General features: G+C 60.1%; 20 protein-coding genes and 1 other RNA gene. 11 read left to right on the top strand and 10 right to left on the bottom strand.

Annotation, left to right across the window (positions count from 1 at the left end; genetic code table 11):
- Positions 1 to 26: 26 nt before the first annotated feature.
- Positions 27 to 863: a hypothetical protein gene (locus ACJRPG_RS15000; protein WP_408000892.1), complete on the bottom strand. Its 837-nt coding sequence runs from the start codon at positions 861 to 863 to the stop codon at positions 27 to 29.
- Positions 864 to 1209: 346 nt separating this feature from the next.
- Between ACJRPG_RS15000 and ACJRPG_RS14995 the strand changes: the two genes are divergently transcribed.
- The 3 genes from ACJRPG_RS14995 (at position 1210) to ACJRPG_RS14985 (ending at position 3514) form a co-directional block, all read left to right on the top strand.
- On the top strand, positions 1210 to 2046 hold the full coding sequence (locus ACJRPG_RS14995; protein WP_408000891.1) for a hypothetical protein: 837 nt from the start codon (positions 1210 to 1212) through the stop codon (positions 2044 to 2046).
- A 123-nt stretch (positions 2047 to 2169) separates the two neighbouring features.
- The gene (locus tag ACJRPG_RS14990) at positions 2170 to 2769 is read left to right on the top strand and encodes a hypothetical protein (RefSeq protein WP_408000890.1); all 600 of its coding nucleotides are present in this window, start codon (positions 2170 to 2172) and stop codon (positions 2767 to 2769) included.
- A 130-nt stretch (positions 2770 to 2899) separates the two neighbouring features.
- On the top strand, positions 2900 to 3514 hold the full coding sequence (locus ACJRPG_RS14985; RefSeq protein ID WP_408000889.1) for a hypothetical protein: 615 nt from the start codon (positions 2900 to 2902) through the stop codon (positions 3512 to 3514).
- A gap of 171 nt (positions 3515 to 3685) precedes the next feature.
- Here ACJRPG_RS14985 and ssrA read toward each other — a convergent pair.
- Positions 3686 to 4046, bottom strand: a transfer-messenger RNA (tmRNA) gene (gene ssrA, locus ACJRPG_RS14980).
- A gap of 141 nt (positions 4047 to 4187) precedes the next feature.
- Between ssrA and ACJRPG_RS14975 the strand changes: the two genes are divergently transcribed.
- On the top strand, positions 4188 to 4724 hold the full coding sequence (locus ACJRPG_RS14975; RefSeq protein WP_408000888.1) for a PEP-CTERM sorting domain-containing protein: 537 nt from the start codon (positions 4188 to 4190) through the stop codon (positions 4722 to 4724).
- Here ACJRPG_RS14975 and ACJRPG_RS14970 read toward each other — a convergent pair.
- A complete protein-coding gene (locus ACJRPG_RS14970; protein ID WP_408000887.1) occupies positions 4706 to 5587 on the bottom strand; it encodes a LysR family transcriptional regulator in 882 nt (293 codons plus the stop codon). The two genes, ACJRPG_RS14975 and ACJRPG_RS14970, sit on opposite strands and share 19 nt — an antisense overlap.
- Before the next feature lie 76 nt (positions 5588 to 5663).
- Between ACJRPG_RS14970 and ACJRPG_RS14965 the strand changes: the two genes are divergently transcribed.
- Both ACJRPG_RS14965 and ACJRPG_RS14960 read left to right on the top strand, forming a co-directional pair.
- The gene (locus tag ACJRPG_RS14965) at positions 5664 to 6326 is read left to right on the top strand and encodes a glutathione S-transferase family protein (protein ID WP_408000886.1); all 663 of its coding nucleotides are present in this window, start codon (positions 5664 to 5666) and stop codon (positions 6324 to 6326) included.
- A 74-nt stretch (positions 6327 to 6400) separates the two neighbouring features.
- Positions 6401 to 6790: a hypothetical protein gene (locus tag ACJRPG_RS14960; RefSeq protein ID WP_408000885.1), complete on the top strand. Its 390-nt coding sequence runs from the start codon at positions 6401 to 6403 to the stop codon at positions 6788 to 6790.
- Here ACJRPG_RS14960 and ACJRPG_RS14955 read toward each other — a convergent pair.
- Positions 6787 to 7326 carry a GNAT family N-acetyltransferase gene (locus ACJRPG_RS14955; RefSeq protein ID WP_408000884.1) on the bottom strand — a complete coding sequence of 180 codons (540 nt, stop codon included), beginning with the start codon at positions 7324 to 7326 and terminating at the stop codon, positions 6787 to 6789. The genes ACJRPG_RS14960 and ACJRPG_RS14955 overlap by 4 nt on opposite strands.
- 61 nt (positions 7327 to 7387) lie before the next feature.
- Here ACJRPG_RS14955 and ACJRPG_RS14950 point away from each other — a divergent pair, with 61 nt between their 5' ends.
- Both ACJRPG_RS14950 and ACJRPG_RS14945 read left to right on the top strand, forming a co-directional pair.
- The gene (locus tag ACJRPG_RS14950) at positions 7388 to 7687 is read left to right on the top strand and encodes an antibiotic biosynthesis monooxygenase family protein (RefSeq protein WP_408000883.1); all 300 of its coding nucleotides are present in this window, start codon (positions 7388 to 7390) and stop codon (positions 7685 to 7687) included.
- Positions 7688 to 7750: 63 nt separating this feature from the next.
- Positions 7751 to 8053 (top strand): hypothetical protein, encoded by a 303-nt coding sequence (locus tag ACJRPG_RS14945; RefSeq protein WP_408000882.1) that lies wholly within the window; start codon positions 7751 to 7753, stop codon positions 8051 to 8053.
- A 28-nt stretch (positions 8054 to 8081) separates the two neighbouring features.
- Here the strand turns inward: ACJRPG_RS14945 and pncB are convergent, their stop codons facing one another.
- The 3 genes from pncB to ACJRPG_RS14930 all read right to left on the bottom strand — a co-directional run bounded on the left by pncB (position 8082) and on the right by ACJRPG_RS14930 (position 10821).
- Positions 8082 to 9269, bottom strand: a complete 1188-nt coding sequence (pncB, locus tag ACJRPG_RS14940) for a nicotinate phosphoribosyltransferase (protein ID WP_408000881.1) — start codon at positions 9267 to 9269, stop codon at positions 8082 to 8084.
- A complete protein-coding gene (locus ACJRPG_RS14935; protein WP_408000880.1) occupies positions 9266 to 10132 on the bottom strand; it encodes a cysteine hydrolase family protein in 867 nt (288 codons plus the stop codon). Before ACJRPG_RS14935 ends, pncB begins: the two co-directional genes overlap by 4 nt.
- A gap of 74 nt (positions 10133 to 10206) precedes the next feature.
- Positions 10207 to 10821 (bottom strand): FMN-dependent NADH-azoreductase, encoded by a 615-nt coding sequence (locus ACJRPG_RS14930; RefSeq protein ID WP_408000879.1) that lies wholly within the window; start codon positions 10819 to 10821, stop codon positions 10207 to 10209.
- A gap of 105 nt (positions 10822 to 10926) precedes the next feature.
- Here ACJRPG_RS14930 and ACJRPG_RS14925 point away from each other — a divergent pair, with 105 nt between their 5' ends.
- The gene (locus ACJRPG_RS14925) at positions 10927 to 11844 is read left to right on the top strand and encodes a LysR family transcriptional regulator (protein WP_408000878.1); all 918 of its coding nucleotides are present in this window, start codon (positions 10927 to 10929) and stop codon (positions 11842 to 11844) included.
- A 103-nt stretch (positions 11845 to 11947) separates the two neighbouring features.
- Complete coding sequence (locus ACJRPG_RS14920) at positions 11948 to 12712, top strand: hypothetical protein (RefSeq protein WP_408000877.1); 765 nt, start codon at positions 11948 to 11950, stop codon at positions 12710 to 12712.
- 71 nt (positions 12713 to 12783) lie between these two features.
- On the opposite strand, the gene ACJRPG_RS14915 is transcribed toward ACJRPG_RS14920, so the two are convergent.
- From ACJRPG_RS14915 to ACJRPG_RS14905, 3 genes are read right to left on the bottom strand one after another with little or no spacing between them, the layout of a single operon-like run.
- The gene (locus ACJRPG_RS14915) at positions 12784 to 13089 is read right to left on the bottom strand and encodes a chaperone modulator CbpM (RefSeq protein WP_408000876.1); all 306 of its coding nucleotides are present in this window, start codon (positions 13087 to 13089) and stop codon (positions 12784 to 12786) included.
- A gap of 2 nt (positions 13090 to 13091) precedes the next feature.
- Positions 13092 to 14012, bottom strand: coding sequence for a DnaJ C-terminal domain-containing protein (locus ACJRPG_RS14910; protein WP_408000875.1), 921 nt, complete (start codon positions 14010 to 14012; stop codon positions 13092 to 13094).
- A 59-nt stretch (positions 14013 to 14071) separates the two neighbouring features.
- Positions 14072 to 14719 carry a beta/gamma crystallin family protein gene (locus tag ACJRPG_RS14905; protein WP_408000874.1) on the bottom strand — a complete coding sequence of 216 codons (648 nt, stop codon included), beginning with the start codon at positions 14717 to 14719 and terminating at the stop codon, positions 14072 to 14074.
- Between the two features lie 118 nt (positions 14720 to 14837).
- On the opposite strand from ACJRPG_RS14905, the gene ACJRPG_RS14900 reads away from it, so the two are divergent.
- Positions 14838 to 16235 (top strand): MATE family efflux transporter, encoded by a 1398-nt coding sequence (locus ACJRPG_RS14900; RefSeq protein WP_408000873.1) that lies wholly within the window; start codon positions 14838 to 14840, stop codon positions 16233 to 16235.
- Positions 16236 to 16260: the final 25 nt, after the last annotated feature.

Genomic DNA, 16260 nt, shown 5'->3' with positions numbered 1-16260 from the left:
ACGAAATAGCGATCTGACTGATCGGGCTATGTGGATGAAAACCTATCGGCGTCCGCCCTCTGCTTTACATCTTGAGCGTCAATATGCCTCAAAATTACAGAGATACGAACAGCTACAATGATTCGGCTTTTCTGGCTATTTTTGTCGCCTTCGATAAGTATTCCGCTGAGTTTTGGAGGGAAGAATCCCGGCGGATCGAGCTGCATGCCGGTGTCTATAAGTGGCCCACCGCTGAGCCCAATGTGACCAATGGTATTTCCCTCCACACGTTCCTGATTCAAAGAGCGATTTTCGCGCTTGATTGCGATGTGTGTCTCAGAGCTCATCCCTCTCTCTTGGAAGTACACAGCTGCATCGGTTTGCAAGTTCATATAACGTGCGACCACAGGCGTCAATTTGCGAGCACGCCGTCGCTCAGGGCTAATTTTCTTGTTTTTTGAGACCGGATACCCCAGCGCCACATGTACTTTGTCGATGACTAGTGGATTAGGCACAATCTCCAGGGATGACTCTGGAACACATGAAATTTTTGAGCCTTCCTCTTCGGTTAGCTCATGCCAAGCGAAGTCCCAAGGATCTTCTTCACGGCCTATACCAACAGCCGAAGTGACGTAAAACTCGCCCTCGATGATTACCATTGCCCCTGAGGCGGTACCGAATGCCAATGATGCCTTCTTGCTGTTGTCGATGACATGGGCAGCTGTCACTAGGAAATTTCGTGCCCTATAACTCAGCGCGAAGCATGTACCTATCAAAGTGGGATCCTTGCCGTCGACAAAAGCATAGATCGGGTAAGTGCAAGGTAGAAATGTACTGTCGACTTGAGTTACCGCCTCATCGACCTTTGTCTTTGCTTCATCCATGAAATTTTTGCCCGATCAGTCACAAAAATTTACGTTCATTTGATATGGACCTGATACACAATACACTCACAAATCCACCCCTTTTGCCCTCATGCTGCATCCCGTTCAGAAATATCACGACACAAGGAATGCTAACCGTCATTGCAGGCGATTTTTTCATTACACAACTATACAGGACTGATCCAGTGAGGATAGACGAACTTTCTCATTAAAATAATTTATTGCGTTAAAAGCAATATAGTATCTGGCGAACTCTACAGCATCCGGGCAGTTAAATAGACAAGCCAAAGGGTTTGTTCGTCCATATACAATGTGGACATACCAACCTTTGACGAGGAAGCTAACGATGAGCCGAGAAGAGTGGCTATTGGCAGAAGAAATTGAAACCGAACTCAGGCTGAGTAATGATGCCTTGGGAAAGCTGGACGGGTTAGAGCGAAGCTATTCGAGGATGTCAGAGGTCGATGCAGATGCTGATAACCATAAAATTGCGATCCACGTACTTGAGTATCACTTACAACGAACATTACGGGCCATCGGAGCTTTAGCGGAACGCTTAGGGACCCCTTCGATCGAGCGAGAGGTATCAGCATTACGCCAAGATAGGGCGAAGTTGCAAGCAACCACGCGGGAATATGATGACCTACATTCAGAGGCGCTAGCGATTGCGCGTTCGTGCTTTGCGCCACTACGTGCGATGACCGATGCACACAAAGTTACTGCACAGGATGTGTTCAGGAATATCATTAGCAAGACTGCCGTCATGCTTGGAAACATGGGAAAGGCTCCAACGAGCGAAGCAGAAGTTAGAAATGCCGTATTTGAGGTATGCAGCTACTCGTTCCCCGACGCCATCAAAGAGGTTGGTATTCCAAAGCTCCTGAAGACCTACAAAGGAGATTTAGGTATCCCATCTTTAAGAACTATGGTTGAGTTTAAATTTATTACCTCGCCCGCCGAAATGAAAGCGGCGCTAGATGGCGTGTACGCCGACATGAAGGGCTATAACCACCCTGATTGGGACACTTTTTATGGTGTCTTCTACATGACCGAACCCTTTTATACGCAAGACGACGTAGAGCGTGAGTTCAAGTTTGTTGGTGCCGACCGAAGCTGGACACCGATAGTTGTCCAGGGGCGCGGTGCGAGGAAAATTAAGAGCGCCGCCAAGACAAAGACTTGACGGCTGCTATAGCCAATTCGAGCCCCGAGACTCTGCTTCATCTGGTAGCGATTGCTGGAAAATTTGAGTCTTCAGAGGACGCTTCTCACCTACTGTAAGGGTCGCAACTTTCAACAGATGACAATGAATCCGCTCATAACCTGGTTAGCCGCTGCACCGCAAGGTGCGATCGCAATCTTGACAGCAGTCTTAGCTGCTGCCGTAGCTGTGGCCGTTGTATTTCTTACGCAATGGATCTTAGGTCGTAGAGCGAGAACCGAACTCCTGACTAAGAAGCTTGAGGAGCTCTATCTAGCGCTCAACGAAGTAGCTACGCATAACGTGCAAAGAGTCGAACAGGCTCTGCCGTTGGTATCGGCAACGCCCTTCACAAAACCGACCATTACAGGCAGCTCAACAGAACGCCAGGGCCTCGATCTGCACAAGAAGATCGTAATGCTTGTACGGCTATATTTCCCCAAGATTTCCAAGGCCCACCAAGAGGTATTTCGTCGTAATAGCGCTATTAACTCACTCATTTTCGATGCTGAAAATGGCCCCTCGCTTTCGGAGGAGCGCTTATTCTTCCTAAGCGGCGCTTACCGAGACGCGGTAGTGGCGATGGAAGAAGAAATCATTCGAAATCGAAGGACACTGGTTTACGACTATATCCTTCCGACAAGATATCACCGCGTTGAAGTTATACAAACGCAAGCTCCTAAAGCTTGGCAGTTTGACGGATGAATGCCAGATGATCAAATTCAAATGTTATGCTTCGTTACTATTGGCCAATAACTAGCGGAGGGGGCATGTCGAAATCAAGCGAACAGTGCCGCAAAATGTGGCGCTATTTTAATCCTACTCCGGATAGCCTGTGGATAGCCCCGTTGCAGCCATAAGCTACCTTGCGAGAGCAAAGGAGCTCGCTAGTACCGGAGACAAAGCAAAATTGATTTACGCAGCCCTTGAGCTGCGGTGTGGCGTTGAGGCACGCCTAAAAGAGCATGCGGCTGTGGCAATCGGCGTCACGAAGAGCCAAGCGAATCAGTGGGAGATCAAGAAACTCTCAAAGACGATTGACGCCGCTTTCGGCCTAGAAGACACTTTTTTGCTTATCCGCTTGCACTTGGAAGACGGGCGGGCCTGCCAGTTCATGTACGCTCCCGTAAACTCTCGGCTGCAAGAAATAGCAATGCGCTTTGGTGACTATCTTCATACAGTGTCACACGAGAGAGTTCAAGATACGAGCTTCTGGAGCGAACTCAAGTCGATGCTCAAGGAAGGGTGCTCGCTTCTTGAGTTGGCTTGCACCAGCGAGCTGCTTCGTCCCACGATGGAGCAAGGTTTGCATTTCGCCCTGCATCGTGATGATCCAAGAGTTGCGATTGTCCAGGATTTCCAAAGTGGCATAGCTGGTTCATTTTCAGGCTTCAAGTTTACGCCCACTGGCTCTTTTACAATCTATTTGCCGGAGCCTGACCAGGGTTAGGCTGGCGTTTCAGCTGCTTGGGCTCGTCAAGGCAAGGCGATTGCTGCAAGCGATAGGTCAGGGTACACGCCAGGCGAAGCGGTTTTCTCTTTCTTGTTGGCGGGTGGCAAAAGCCAACTAAAAAAGGAAACGCCGTCACTTGGACGGCGTTTCAGGTGCTGATGTGTTCGTTGGTGGAGACGGCGGGAATCGAACCCGCGTCCGCAAGCACTCTACAGACAGTTCTACATACTTAGCTCTGCCAATTAATTTAAGCCAGACAACGCGGACGAGCACGCTTTGACCAGCCGATTCACCTTAGATTTAGCGCTGTTTGAAGTGACCCCGCCCAGCGCGAGTCCCTGTAAATGACTCCACAGCTTTTAACGGCCCACCCCAGGGACGAGGTGTTGTGGAGCTAACAGCCCTTAGGCTGCCAGTGCGTACGAGTTATCGTTTGCAGTTAGTTTGTTTCTGGATGTATTTACGAGGTGACCAGCCCTCGGTATGCCCTGTTCTGCTTTGCAACCCACGTCGAAACCAGGTCGTCCCCAGACAGACCTCCATTCTACTCCAAATCCCCCGCGCACGCACCCTGCTCCCGGATTCGATGCAGCGCAAGGTCGTTGCCATTTTTGCATGAAACAATGGCTTGCCAAGTACACACATACTTATTCAGGGAAAGGAACACATCATGGCCATCATCCGATCAGCACTTGCAACCCTCGCCTTGCTGTTCTCCCTGGCGCCGCCCGCACAGGCTGACATCCTCACCATCACCGGCAACACTACCGGCGCGCCAGTCTGGAACCGCCTGACCGAGGATCTTGCGGACCTGTCGCTCGTCGGCACCGCCGTTACCTACCACGTCACCGCGCTACGCGTCAGCGTTGACGGTTTCTATACCTTCCTCACTACCGCAGATTTCGACAGTTTCATTTTCATGTACGAATACTCGTTCAACCCGGCCGATCCTTTCACCAACGCGCTCGGCGCGAACGACGATCTGTTCACCACCACCACGTCCGGCTTTGTGGGCCCGATGTTCAGGGGCGTCGACTACTTCTTCGTAACGACCGGCTATTCCAATGTGGACTATGGCAATTACAGCACCACCATCGGCGGCCCCGGCCACGTGGCACTGGTACCGGAACCGTCCACCTGGATGATGTCGGCACTTGGCCTCGGGCTGATCGGCTTTGCGAGGCGCCGTCAATCCAGCAGCAAATGATGCGCCAGGTGCTCGTACACCGTTCCGACGCGCCGCAAGTGGCGCGCTTCGGGATGGGTGAGCAGCCATAACTCCGTACGGCATTCCTCAATCTCTTCCGTCAGCTGCCGCAGGCCCGGCATGCGCCGCGCCAGAAATTCCGGCAGCAGTCCCACTCCGAGTCCCTGGCTTACCAGTTCTGCAACAGACAGAATGCTGTTCACGCGATAGGCCGGTGCGATCTTCGGCAGATGCCGCTTGCGCCACAGCACGGACGGGTGTTCCGGCAGAGCGTCGTCCGGGGCTATCCACGCTGCGCCGCCTTCCACCGCGTCTTCATATTGCAGCCTGCCTTTGGCCGAGGCATACAGCGCCACGCGAATCGGTCCCACACGCTTGCCGATCAGGTGCGGCGGCGGGCGCATGGTGGCGCGCACGGCGATGTCCGCGTCGCGCCGCGTCAGGTTGGCCAGCTCGTTGCCGGTGTGGAGTTCATACGCCAGCAGGGGATGCTGCTTGCGCAGGATGCCAAGCGCCGGGGCGATCAGGCCATGCAGGACGGTGTCCGTGGTCGAAATGCGCACCGTGCCGGACAACTGCTCCGGCTCCAGCTGCGCCTGCGAGCGCGCGTCTTCCAGGAGCGTTTCAATCTGTTCGGCGCGCAAGGCAAGGGCCTGCGCCAGCTCGGTCGGCGCGTAGCCTGCACGCGAGCGCTGGAACAGGGAGATACCCAGCCCACGCTCCAGCTTCTGCAGCGAGCGGAAGGCGGTCGACGCATCGACGCCCAGGCGTTCGCCGGCTTGCGCCAGCGTGCCGCCACGCGTCAGGGCAAGCACCAGCGCAAGATCGCTTGCATCCAGGGTGTATTGCGATTTTGCATTCATCTTCTGCACCAATGCCTGTTTTCTATGCATGAATGCAATAGTACAGTGAGCGCCATTCCATGCCAAGGAGCCGCACATGAGCCGCAGCTACACGCTTGTCAGCCACAAGCTTTGCCCTTACGTACAACGCGCCGCCATCACACTGAGTGAAAAAGGCGTTCCTTTCGAACGCGTCGATATCGACCTCGCGCACAAGCCGGACTGGTTTCTCAAGGTTTCCCCTTTGGGCAAAACGCCCGTGCTGCTGGTGGATGGCCAGCCGATTTTCGAATCCGCCGTCATTTGCGAATACCTTGACGAGACCATCGGTACGCCGCTCCACCCACGCGACGCCATCCGCCGCGCGCAGCACCGCAGCTGGATCGAGTTCGCTTCGGCTGTGCTGAACGGCATTGCGGGCCTCTACAACGCCGCGGACCAGGAGACCTTGCAGCTCAAGGCAGGCGAGCTACAGCAGCGTTTCCTGCAGCTGGAAGCGGAACTGGGCGATGGCCCCTGGTTCGAAGGTGCGGATTTCACGCTGGTGGATGCGGCGTTCGCGCCGGTGTTCCGCTATTTCGAGGTGCTCGACGGAATGGCGGGCATTGCATACTTTGGGCGCACACCGCGTGTGCGCGCATGGCGCAATGCGCTGGCGGGGCGCGCTTCAGTGACGAACGCAGCGTCGCCGGACTACGCGGCGCTGCTGACGCAATTCCTTCAGGCACGAAAATCCGCGCTGTCGTCCTACATGCTGTAGCACCGCATGCCTATACTCCTTGTTGCGCTACTTCCTTAGGATAAAGGCTCAGCAACCGGATCAAGGAGAGCGAAGTGAACAAGGACAATGAACGTCAGGGCCGCCCTCTGGAACAGCAAACCAGGGACGGCAGCACCAGCGCGGGCAGCTACGGCGCCGGCAGCACCGGCAATATCAGCCAGCAGACGCACGACGGCAACACGCAATCGGGCGGCCGTACCGTCGACCTGCTGTCGAATGGTTCTCAGCAGGAAGAGGATGCAGGCTACCACTACGGCGGCTCGGCAGATTTGCAGACCGGGCTTGGGGGCATCGGCACGCTGAGTGGCTCGCAAGCCGGCAATCGTCAGTCCGAAGGACAAAGCCAGCCGGGTGGACGCGACGGCGCCATGCAGGGCGGCCAGGGCAGCGAGGGTTCGGCCATTCCGGAATCAGGCGGCCAGCGCACCCGCAAGGAGGACTAAACAGCTGCGTTCCTGCGAATTCGATACAGAACGTGCTGCGATAGACGATGATCGGCAGGGAGAGCGGGATGGGCAAAATCCCCCGCCTCGTCCCTGTGCATGCCGAGGCGCTCCATCACGCGGCGCGAGCGGGTGTTCGCGGGCACGGTAAACGACACAATCTCCTCAAGGCCCAGCACATCGAAGCCATGGCGCATCGCAGCCAGCGCGCCTTCGGTAGCATAGCCTTTACCCCAGTGGCGTGATGCCAGGCGCCAGCCCAGCTCATAGCAGGGCGCGAACGGCTGGTCGAAGTCCTGGTACTTCAGGCCGATGAAGCCTGCCAGCTCGCCAGTCTGCTTAACCTCGGCTGCAAAGTAGCAGGTCCGGTGGCGCTCGCACATCGCGTTGTGCGAACTGATGAACGCTTCCACTTGTGCCGCAGTCATCGCGCCCGGCAGGAATTCAATCACGGCCGGCTCGGCGCTCAGTTCCGTGAAGGCGGGAATGTCTTCCCGCCGCCAGCGGCGCAGCAATAGTCTTGGTGTTTCGATCATGGGCCACATTTTACCAATTGGAAATTTCGGGCAAAATAGCCGGACTCACGAAAGGATCCCCATGATTTACGAACTCGCTGAAATCCAGATCAAACCAGACACCAATACCGCTTTCGAGGCGGCCGTGAAAGAAGCTGTGCCGCTGTTCAAGCGGGCAAAGGGCTGTATTTCGATGAAGATCGACCGCATCATCGAGCGGCCGGATACCTATATGCTGGTAATCGGCTGGGAAACGCTGGAGAACCATACCGTCGATTTCCGCGGCAGCGAAGATTTCCAGGCCTGGCGCGCACTGGTGGGTGGCTTCTTTGCGGGCACGCCGCGCGTGGAGCATACGTCGAACGCTGTTACCGGCTTCTGAGCCGGGCGACATTTCCGTGACGCTTGCCGCACAATGGCAGTAATTCGCCACGGAGGAGCTGCAATGACTGACACGATTCACCGCAACTTCAAACAGATTGCCGATGCCGAAAGCGCCCGCGCTGCCTTGCTGGCAGAGGGCTTCCACGGCTCGGCGGTGCAGCTGAACCTGCACGATGCGCGCGCCATGGACACCTCGACCAGCGCCGTTGAGAACATCATGGATTCGCTGACGCCCGACGATGCGGACGATACCGACCGTCCCGTCGAACGCCCCGCCGCCCTGCTCAGCGTGGACGTGGCCACCGAGGTCGAGCGCGAGAAGGCCAACACCATCATGCTGCGCTACGGCGGCACCGAGGCCTGAGGCCATTCGGCGCGGCCGCGTCCAATAGTTACGCCGGGTGGTGGAACACCTGGCGCAGGTAGGCCAGGAAGGTTTCGTCCTGCGACATGGTCTTGCCCGGAGAATCCGACAGCTTGGCCACCGACTGGCCATTGCAGCACACCAGCTTCATCACGATGTTCAGCGTAGGCAGGCCAACGTCGTTGGTGAGGTTGGTGCCGATGCCGAACCCGGTCATGATGCGGTCCGCGAAATGGCGGTAGAGGGCAATCGCCTTGTCCAGGTCCAGTGCATCGGAAAACACTAGCCGCTTGGTGTTCGCATCAATGCGCAGCGCTGCGTAGTGGGCCAGCGCTTTCTCGCCCCACTCCACCGGGTCTCCTGAATCGTGGCGCAGGCCGTCGAACAGCTTCGCGAAATACAGGTCGAAGTCGGCGAGGAAGGCGTCCATGCCGACGACATCGGTAAGCGCGATGCCGAGGTCGCCCCGGTATTCCTGCACCCAGTCTTCCAGCGCCGCCTTCTGGAAATCGCGCAGCCGCACGCCGAAGGCCTGGAAGGACTGCATGTATTCATGCGCCATCGTGCCAATCGGGTAGATGCCGAACTTCCAGGCTTGATAGACGTTGGACGTTCCCTTGAAGTATTGCGGCACTTCCTGCGCCAGGCGCTGCGTGACTTCGTCGTGCCAGCGTGCCGAGAAACGGCGGCGCAGTCCGAAGTCCGAGAGCTCGAAGGGATGCTTCAGCGCGGGCTGCTTGCTGAATTCCTTCAGCTGCCGGATCTTTGCATCGAGCCGCCTGCGTCCTTCCTCCAGCGCGGCTTGCTGGTCGAAACGGCGGAAGTAAAGCTCGTTGACGATATAGAGCACGAAGATCTCGAAGCCCATCACGTGCACCTGCGGCCCCGCAGTGTGGATCAGCAGGGCATCGCCATCCGTCTTCACGGTAATGAACTTGCGCTGGAAGCGGAATACCGCCAGGAAGTCCACGAAGTCGCTCTTGATGTAGCGGAGCGAGCGCAGGTAATCCAGTTCTTCGGCACGGAAGGACATGCTGCACAGCTGGTCGAGCTGCTGCTCCACTTCGTCCTTCAGCTCCGCCAGCGGATACTGCGGCGTGTTCCGGCAGCGGAATTCGTATTCGGTCTGCGTGTTGGGGTGCGAGTGCAGGAGGGCCTGCCACATCGTGAATTTGTAAAGGTCGGTTTCCAGCAGGCTGCGGACCACAGGCTTCATTGCACGGCTCCCGCGTTGGCCTTCAGTTCCTCCAGCATCTGCGCAGAGGTGGCGGTTTGCAGGCCGCGCGCAGCCATCGCTGCCAGGAAGCCGAGGTAGTGCGTATCGAAGCCCTGCACTGGGCTCATGCAGTCGGTGACGAGCACCAGACGGGATGGGTCAATATGGTCCGCAATATGTTCGGTGGTCGCCTTCACGCAATGGCTGCCGGCTTCACCGGTGATGTAGATACGGTCTGCATCTGCGAGGCTGGCGATCAGTTCGCGGTTCAGTTGCGTCTTCGGATCGGCTTCATCCGGCACTTCCGCCATCACGGCGGAATAGTGCTCGGTCCAGGGATTGGAGCCCTTGGCGATCTTGCTGACGATGCCCAGCGCTGCATCCTCCCAGGCATTGTAGGCGGCGCGCACATCTTCGTGCACGTTATGACCCCATGAGCCGATTTCGCAGTGCACGGGCCACACCATCAGCTGGTAGCGGCCATTGGCGTCGAGCGCGTCAAGATATGCGAGCGCACGTGGCAGTGCAGAAGGGTCACGCGGACGGAAGCGGCCGGCGCGCACGTCGGCGGCGGTAATCTGGGTGAAGGGAGCAACGTTCGCACCGCCCTCGGCGAACCAGAAGGTGGGATGTGCGATATCGAATCGGTGGTGCGAATCCAGTGTCACGCTGATGGCGGAGATGCCATGCAGCCCTTCGCGGATGGCATGCGCCAGCCTTTGCATGTCGGCATGCGCGCCCGGTACCGGCAAGGCGGGTGCATGCGGGGCGTTGCTGACAGGGTCGTGCGGGCGGTGGCTGGGCGGCAGGTCGCAAAAGTCGTTTTGCGGATCAATGATGAGCAGGTGCAGATTGCGTTTCATGCGGACTCCGTGGCAGGCATAGGCAGCATGATACCGGCTGCCACGGATTCCGGCTGGCGCCGGAGCCTTTGCTATCAGGCGGCGACGATTTCCTCGATCGACTTGCGCGATTTCGCCAGCGTGTCGGCCAGGGCCTGCTCGCCCATTGCCACGCCTTCGGCGCGCACGAAGCTGATATCGGTGATGCCAAGGAAGCCCAGCACCGCGCGCAGGTAGGTGGCCAGGAAGTCGTAGCCGCTGGCAGGACCTTCGCTGTACACGCCGCCGCTGGCGGTGAACACGTAGACCTTCTTGTTCTGCAGCAGGCCTTCGGCGCCGTTCGCGCCATACTTGAAGGTGCGGCCGGCACGGGCGATATGGTCGATGTAGGCCTTCAGCGTGCTTGGCACGGAGAAGTTGTACATCGGCGCGCCGATCACGATGATATCGGCCGCTTCCACCTCATCCACCAGCGTGTCGGACAGCTTGACCGTCTGCGCCTGTTCGGCGCTGCGCTGTTCTGCCGGGGTGAAGAAAGCGCCCATCATCTCTTCGGTGAGGTGCGGCACGGGATTGCTGGCCAGGTCGCGCTCGACGATGCTGTCGGCCGGGTGCGCTGCCTTCCATTTGCTGACGAATTCCGAAGACAGCTGGCGCGACAGGGAACCGGAAGTACGCACGCTGCTATTGATGTAAAGAACGTTTGCCATGTTTGAAGCTCCAGAGGAAGTGTTTGTTGTTGCAGTCATCTTAGATCCGGACTAATATCGATGAAATAGGTTTTTTATCTATAGTTTCTATCGATTTTCTTGATAATGCGTGATCCCGGCCTTCCCTCCCTCGACCAGCTGCGCGTCTTCATCGCCGTCATTGACCATGGCGGCTTCGCCCATGCGGCGCGTGCGCTGCACCGCACGCAATCCGTCATCAGCTACACCATCGCCAACCTGGAAGAGCAGCTGAATATTGCCTTGCTCGACCGAAGCAAGCGCAAGCCGACGCTCACGGACGCGGGCCGCGCGCTGCTGGCCGATGCGCGCACCGTCGCCAGCAACGTGGCGGCGATGCGCGCGCGGGCGAAAGCGCTCGGCCAGGGCCTGGAAGCCGAAGTCTGCCTGGTGGTGGACGTGATGTTCCCCGGCTGCGTGCTGGTGCAGGTGCTGGAAGCCTTCCAGCGCGAGTTCCCTACGGTTGCGCTGCGCCTGCACATGGAAGCGCTGGGCGCGGCGGTCCAGATGGTGCAGGACAATCGCTGCCAGCTGGGCATCAGCGGCATGCCGATGACGGTGCCGGACGTGATCGAGCGCCACATCGTTGGCCATGTGGAAATGGTGCCGGTGTGTGCGCCCAAGCATCCACTGGCGAAGATTGAAGGCGTGGTGCCCACGTCCGAGTTGCGCGAGCACCTGCAGCTGGTTGTTACGGACCGCAGCAACCTCACGCAGGGGCAGGATTTCGGCGTGATTTCGCGGCGCGACTGGCGGCTGGGCGACGTCAGCGCCAAGCACGCGCTGCTGCGTGGCGGCCTCGGCTGGGGAAATATGCCGATGGCGATGGTGGCGCAGGATCTCAAGGCGGGTTGGCTGGTGCGGCTGCAGCTGCAGGACAGCGGCCAGCTGCTGTATCCGCTGTACGCGCTGCACCGAGCGGATGAGCAGCTCGGTCCGGCCGCCTCCTGGCTGCGCGAACGCTTCATCGGCCTCGACCTGTCGCTGCCGCACGAGCCCTACTGAGCTTCCTACAGCGCGGCGGCGCGTGCGCCTACTCCCCTGTTGCCCCTGGCGGCCTAGCATAAAACTCTGCCGGAGCGGTCCGGCTCAGAACAGGAGGCGAATCATGGCAACGCAAAACAATGCGAATGATGCGGACGTCAAAAACCAGAGCGGCAACCACGCCGCCGGGATCCAGGCCAATGACAACCCATCGATCAACCGCCAGAGCGACGGCGGCATGGACAATGTCGAGGACGGCATTGCGGGCACGCAATCCGGCACGGAAGGCGGCCAGAACGGCCAGGGCATCAACCAGCAGGAACGCAAGGGTGGTCCGGACGAAAACCGGAACGACGAGCACCAGGGCGGCCCCGGCAACCGGCAGTCGCATGCCGGCCAGGGCGGCGGGCACGGCGGCCAGCACTCGGGCGGCATGGGCGGCCAGAATGGCGGCGACCTGCACGATATTGCCTCGGGCGGCAGCGGCATGACGGGACGCGGCGGCCTCGGCGGGAACAATGCCGGCGCCAACTCGCGGCAGGAAGGCAACCAGCAGTCCGGCCAGCAGGGTCGGCAGGGCCAGCGTTACGACAGCCAGCAAGCCGACCGCTACAGCGGTGGCTCGGGCTCGCAGCAAGGCGGCGAGCGCGCTGGCATGGGACAGCGCGGCAACAGCCAGCAGTCCGACAAATCCGGCAACCAGCAATCCGAGCGCTGGAGCGACTCCAGCAGGCCGGACAACCGCCGCGGCAACGAACAGTCGGACCGCCACAGCGGCATGCAGGGCCAGGGCCCCGAAGCCGGCCACGACATTGACGACCTCGGCAGCAAACAATCCGGCGCCAGCGGCTCGCGCAGCGGCAACCCGCAAGACGACTCCGCCCGCTAACAGCTAAAGCACTGACACCTTGGGGTCAGGCACCGCTGTCACATGACACCATGGTGCCTGACCCCATGGTGTCAGTGGTGCCCGAGGAGGCGGAGACGGGATTTGAGGCGGCGGACCTCTTCGGTGAGGTCGACCACCAGCGCGGCGAGTTCTTCGCCGGCGTCGAAGTCCTGCTCGATGCGCACCAGCTCGCGCGCACGCACCAGGTCCACGCTGGTGAAGCGCCAGGCTTCGGGCTGCCCTCCGGCATCATTCAGCAGGATGCCCGTGCGCACGCGGTGCACCACCCAGCCCGGCTCCACCGCGCAGGCGCGCGCCAGTTCTTCCAGTGTCAGCGCTGCTTCGTCCAGCAGCACGCCCTGAATCGCTTGTTCCATGCTTAGCCTCCCATCCCGGCGCGCGGATTGAAGGCCATCTCGCGCGCCATCTGTTGGTACAGGCTGCGCGCCGCCTCGGTGTCGGCGGGCGGCAGCACCAGTTCGAGCAGCAGGTAGAGATCGCCGGCCGGCGCTGCGCCGCTGCCGGGAATGCCCCGCCCTTTCAGCCGCAGCTTGCGTCCACTCTGCGATTTGGCAGGCACCGTGACCGTCACGCGGCCGGACGGCGTGGGCACTTCGATTTCGCCGCCCAGCGCGGCTTCCCACGGCGCTACCGGTACCGTTTCGTAGACGTCGCGCCCCTCCACGCGGTAGCGCGCTTCGGGACGGAACTGGATTTCAAGGTAGAGGTCGCCCGCTTCCGCCCCGCCACTGCCCGGCTGGCCCTGGCCGCTCAGGCGCAGCTGCTGGCCTGCCGTGACGCCTTTCGGGATGTTGACGCTGAGCGTGCGTTCGCGCGTGACCACGCGGCCTTGCTGGTCCAGCTCGGGCACGCGCAGGGTGATGGTGCGGCTGGCGCCGTGGTAGGCGTCGTGCAGGTCGATCTGCAGGGTGGCGTGGCTGTCCTCGCCGCGCATCTGGAAGTTGCGGCGGCGCCCGCCCACGTGCGCAAACAGGTCGGCGAAGAAGTCGTTCTCGTTGTCCGCGCCCGATTCGTAGGCGGAACCCCAATCCGGCGGCGGCTGGAAACCCTCTCCGCCCCGGTATTGCGCGCTGCCCAGCTGGTCGTAGGCGGCACGCTTTTCGGGGTCGCCGAGCACGCCGTAGGCTTCGTTCAGCTCCTTGGTCTTCGCATCGGCATCCGGCTCTTTGCTGATATCCGGATGGTATTTGCGCACCAGTTTGCGGAAGGCCTTCTTGATCTCGTCGGCGCTGGCGGTTTTGTCCACGCCCAGCGCCGCGTAATAGTCCTTGTATTCCACGTTGAATTCTCCAGGTATGTCACTCCTGCGGAAATCAGGTTACAAGAAATTCCTTACCGTCAGCGCACCCGACGCAGCGACGAGAGCTGGTTGTTCATCTCGTCCAGCCGGCCATAGCGGCCTGGGCCAAGCACCATGCACTGGCCCCGGTAGCCCGCGTGTTCGCAGAATTCCCAGCGTCCTTCGTTGATCACGATGGAGCCTGCGCGGTCATTGAAGCCTGCATCGCGCAGGGTGCGCAGGTCGCTGCGCACGGCGATGCGTTCGCCCTCGAAGCGCTGGCCGGAAAACAGGATCACGGGTTCATCGCGGCGCCAGCCTTCATGGCGGCGCTCCTCTTCCCGCCCATAGTCGTAGCCGTATTCGCGATCGCGGTCACGGTCACGCCAGCGGCCATGCGGGCGGCCCGGCACTTCGCGGGCGGAGGAAACGTTATTGTTGAAGCGTTCCAGTTCCGGATAGTCGCCGCGCTCGAACACGGCGCAGTAGCCGCCAAAGTTCTTGTGCTCGCACAGTTCCCAGGTCCCGGAGCGCACCACCAGGCTTGAGGCGCGGTCGTTGAAACCAAGGTCGCGCAGATTGGATGCGCCGCCATGGAGCGTGATTTCGCTGCCGCGGAAGCCGGGCTGCGAGTAGAGGGAGAGTTCGCCCGCGCCGGCGGCGAAGGCGGCGGTAAAGAGAAGGCTTGCAGCGATAAGGCGTTTCATCTGAGGTAGCTCCGGTTTTTCCCCGTATAACGCGGCGCACGGCGATATTGCAGACAACACCTTGTAACAAATATTTACCGCGTTAGAATGGCGGGCTCCCCAGACACGAATTATCGCGATGCCTCACACCTTCACTCTCTCCAATGTCCGCACCGAAGCCGCCGCGCTGTGGCGCCTGGCCTGGCCCGTGCTGATCGGGCAGCTCGCCACCGTGGGGATGGGAGTGGCCGACGTGGCAATGACGGGCCATACCAGCGCCGCCGAACTGGCCGCCGTATCGCTGGGCGCATCCGTGTGGTCCATCATCCTCGTTACCGTGAGCGGCACCATGATGTCGGTGAACACGGTGGTGGCGCATGAAGTGGGCGCAGGTGCGTTCAACACCATTCCGCATACCGTGCGGCAGTCCTTGTGGAAGGGTTTCGGCATCGGCGTGCTCGCCGCCCTGCTCGCGAACCTGGCCACGCTGCTGTTCAACCATCTCTACCTGGCGCCGGAAGTGAATGCGCGCGCCTCGATGTTCGTGCACATCATCAGCGTTGGCCTGGTTCCTTTCGGCGCCTACCGCGCCCTGTACGGCTACAGCGCCAGCATCAACCAGACCAAGCCGGTCATGGTGATTGCGCTGCTTGGCCTGCTGGTGAATATCGTGGTCAACTGGCTGCTCGTGTTCGGCAACCTCGGCATGCCGAAATTGGGTGCGCTGGGCTGCGCCGTGGCCACGGCCGCTGTGGTGTGGATCGACCTGCTGGCCATTATCGTGTGGATCCATATCGCACCGGCCTACCGGCAGAGCTTCCCCTTCACGCATTGGGAGTGGCCGCACTGGCCCGAAATCCGCAGCATGCTGAAGCTCGGCCTGCCGATCGGCGTCACCTACTTCGCGGAAGTGAGCGTGTTCGGCGCCGTGAGCCTGCTGGTGGCGCGCTTCGGCGTGGTGACGGTGTCCGCCCACCAGATCGCGCTGAACTTCTCCTCGCTGGTGTTCATGGTGCCGCTCAGCTTCGGCATCGGCATGATCACGCGCGTGGGGCAGGCGCTGGGCGAAGGCAATCCGGCCCGCGCGCGCTTCGCTTCCTGGGTGGGCGTGAGCATGTCGCTGGCGTTCGCCATCATCTCCGCCATCGGCATCGCCGTCTTCCGCTACCAGATTGCGCGCGCCTACACGTCCGATGCGGCGGTGCAGGAGATGTGCGCCCACCTGCTGCTGTTCGCCGCGCTGTTCCAGCTGTCCGATGCCACGCAGGTTGCCACCTCCTGCGCCATTCGGGGCTACAAGGTCACGCGCGAACCGATGATCGTGCAGACGCTGGCCTTCTGGGGCTTTGCACTGCCGGTGGGCTGCATTCTCGGCCTGGCGCCGCAATGGCTGCCGGCCGGCCCTTCCGAACCGATGTCCGCCACCGGCTTCTGGATCGGCCTTGTGCTGGGCCTCACCATCGCCGCTGTGCTGCTGACCGCCCTGCTGCACCGCGTCTCCAGCGCGCGCCTGAAGATAATTGGGGACGGACCCTAATTAAAGTTGGGAGAAAGTCCTGAAA

Source organism: Pseudoduganella rhizocola, from assembly GCF_045984285.3.
Taxonomy (GTDB): domain Bacteria; phylum Pseudomonadota; class Gammaproteobacteria; order Burkholderiales; family Burkholderiaceae_D; genus Rugamonas.
The sequence above is the reverse complement of the archived record's forward strand: the minus strand, read 5'-3'. Positions and strand labels throughout refer to the sequence as shown.

Excerpts from the sequence above, each read along its gene's own strand:
- ACJRPG_RS15000 (WP_408000892.1), bottom strand. The coding sequence starts at position 863 with ATGGATGAAGCAAAGACAAAGGTCGATGAGGCGGTAACTCAAGTCGAC.
- ACJRPG_RS14995 (WP_408000891.1), top strand. The coding sequence starts at position 1,210 with ATGAGCCGAGAAGAGTGGCTATTGGCAGAAGAAATTGAAACCGAACTC.
- ACJRPG_RS14990 (WP_408000890.1), top strand. The coding sequence starts at position 2,170 with ATGAATCCGCTCATAACCTGGTTAGCCGCTGCACCGCAAGGTGCGATC.
- ACJRPG_RS14975 (WP_408000888.1), top strand. The coding sequence starts at position 4,188 with ATGGCCATCATCCGATCAGCACTTGCAACCCTCGCCTTGCTGTTCTCC.
- ACJRPG_RS14970 (WP_408000887.1), bottom strand. The coding sequence starts at position 5,587 with ATGAATGCAAAATCGCAATACACCCTGGATGCAAGCGATCTTGCGCTG.
- ACJRPG_RS14965 (WP_408000886.1), top strand. The coding sequence starts at position 5,664 with ATGAGCCGCAGCTACACGCTTGTCAGCCACAAGCTTTGCCCTTACGTA.
- ACJRPG_RS14955 (WP_408000884.1), bottom strand. The coding sequence starts at position 7,326 with ATGATCGAAACACCAAGACTATTGCTGCGCCGCTGGCGGCGGGAAGAC.
- ACJRPG_RS14950 (WP_408000883.1), top strand. The coding sequence starts at position 7,388 with ATGATTTACGAACTCGCTGAAATCCAGATCAAACCAGACACCAATACC.
- ACJRPG_RS14945 (WP_408000882.1), top strand. The coding sequence starts at position 7,751 with ATGACTGACACGATTCACCGCAACTTCAAACAGATTGCCGATGCCGAA.
- pncB (WP_408000881.1), bottom strand. The coding sequence starts at position 9,269 with ATGAAGCCTGTGGTCCGCAGCCTGCTGGAAACCGACCTTTACAAATTC.
- ACJRPG_RS14935 (WP_408000880.1), bottom strand. The coding sequence starts at position 10,132 with ATGAAACGCAATCTGCACCTGCTCATCATTGATCCGCAAAACGACTTT.
- ACJRPG_RS14930 (WP_408000879.1), bottom strand. The coding sequence starts at position 10,821 with ATGGCAAACGTTCTTTACATCAATAGCAGCGTGCGTACTTCCGGTTCC.
- ACJRPG_RS14925 (WP_408000878.1), top strand. The coding sequence starts at position 10,927 with ATGCGTGATCCCGGCCTTCCCTCCCTCGACCAGCTGCGCGTCTTCATC.
- ACJRPG_RS14920 (WP_408000877.1), top strand. The coding sequence starts at position 11,948 with ATGGCAACGCAAAACAATGCGAATGATGCGGACGTCAAAAACCAGAGC.
- ACJRPG_RS14915 (WP_408000876.1), bottom strand. The coding sequence starts at position 13,089 with ATGGAACAAGCGATTCAGGGCGTGCTGCTGGACGAAGCAGCGCTGACA.
- ACJRPG_RS14905 (WP_408000874.1), bottom strand. The coding sequence starts at position 14,719 with ATGAAACGCCTTATCGCTGCAAGCCTTCTCTTTACCGCCGCCTTCGCC.
- ACJRPG_RS14900 (WP_408000873.1), top strand. The coding sequence starts at position 14,838 with ATGCCTCACACCTTCACTCTCTCCAATGTCCGCACCGAAGCCGCCGCG.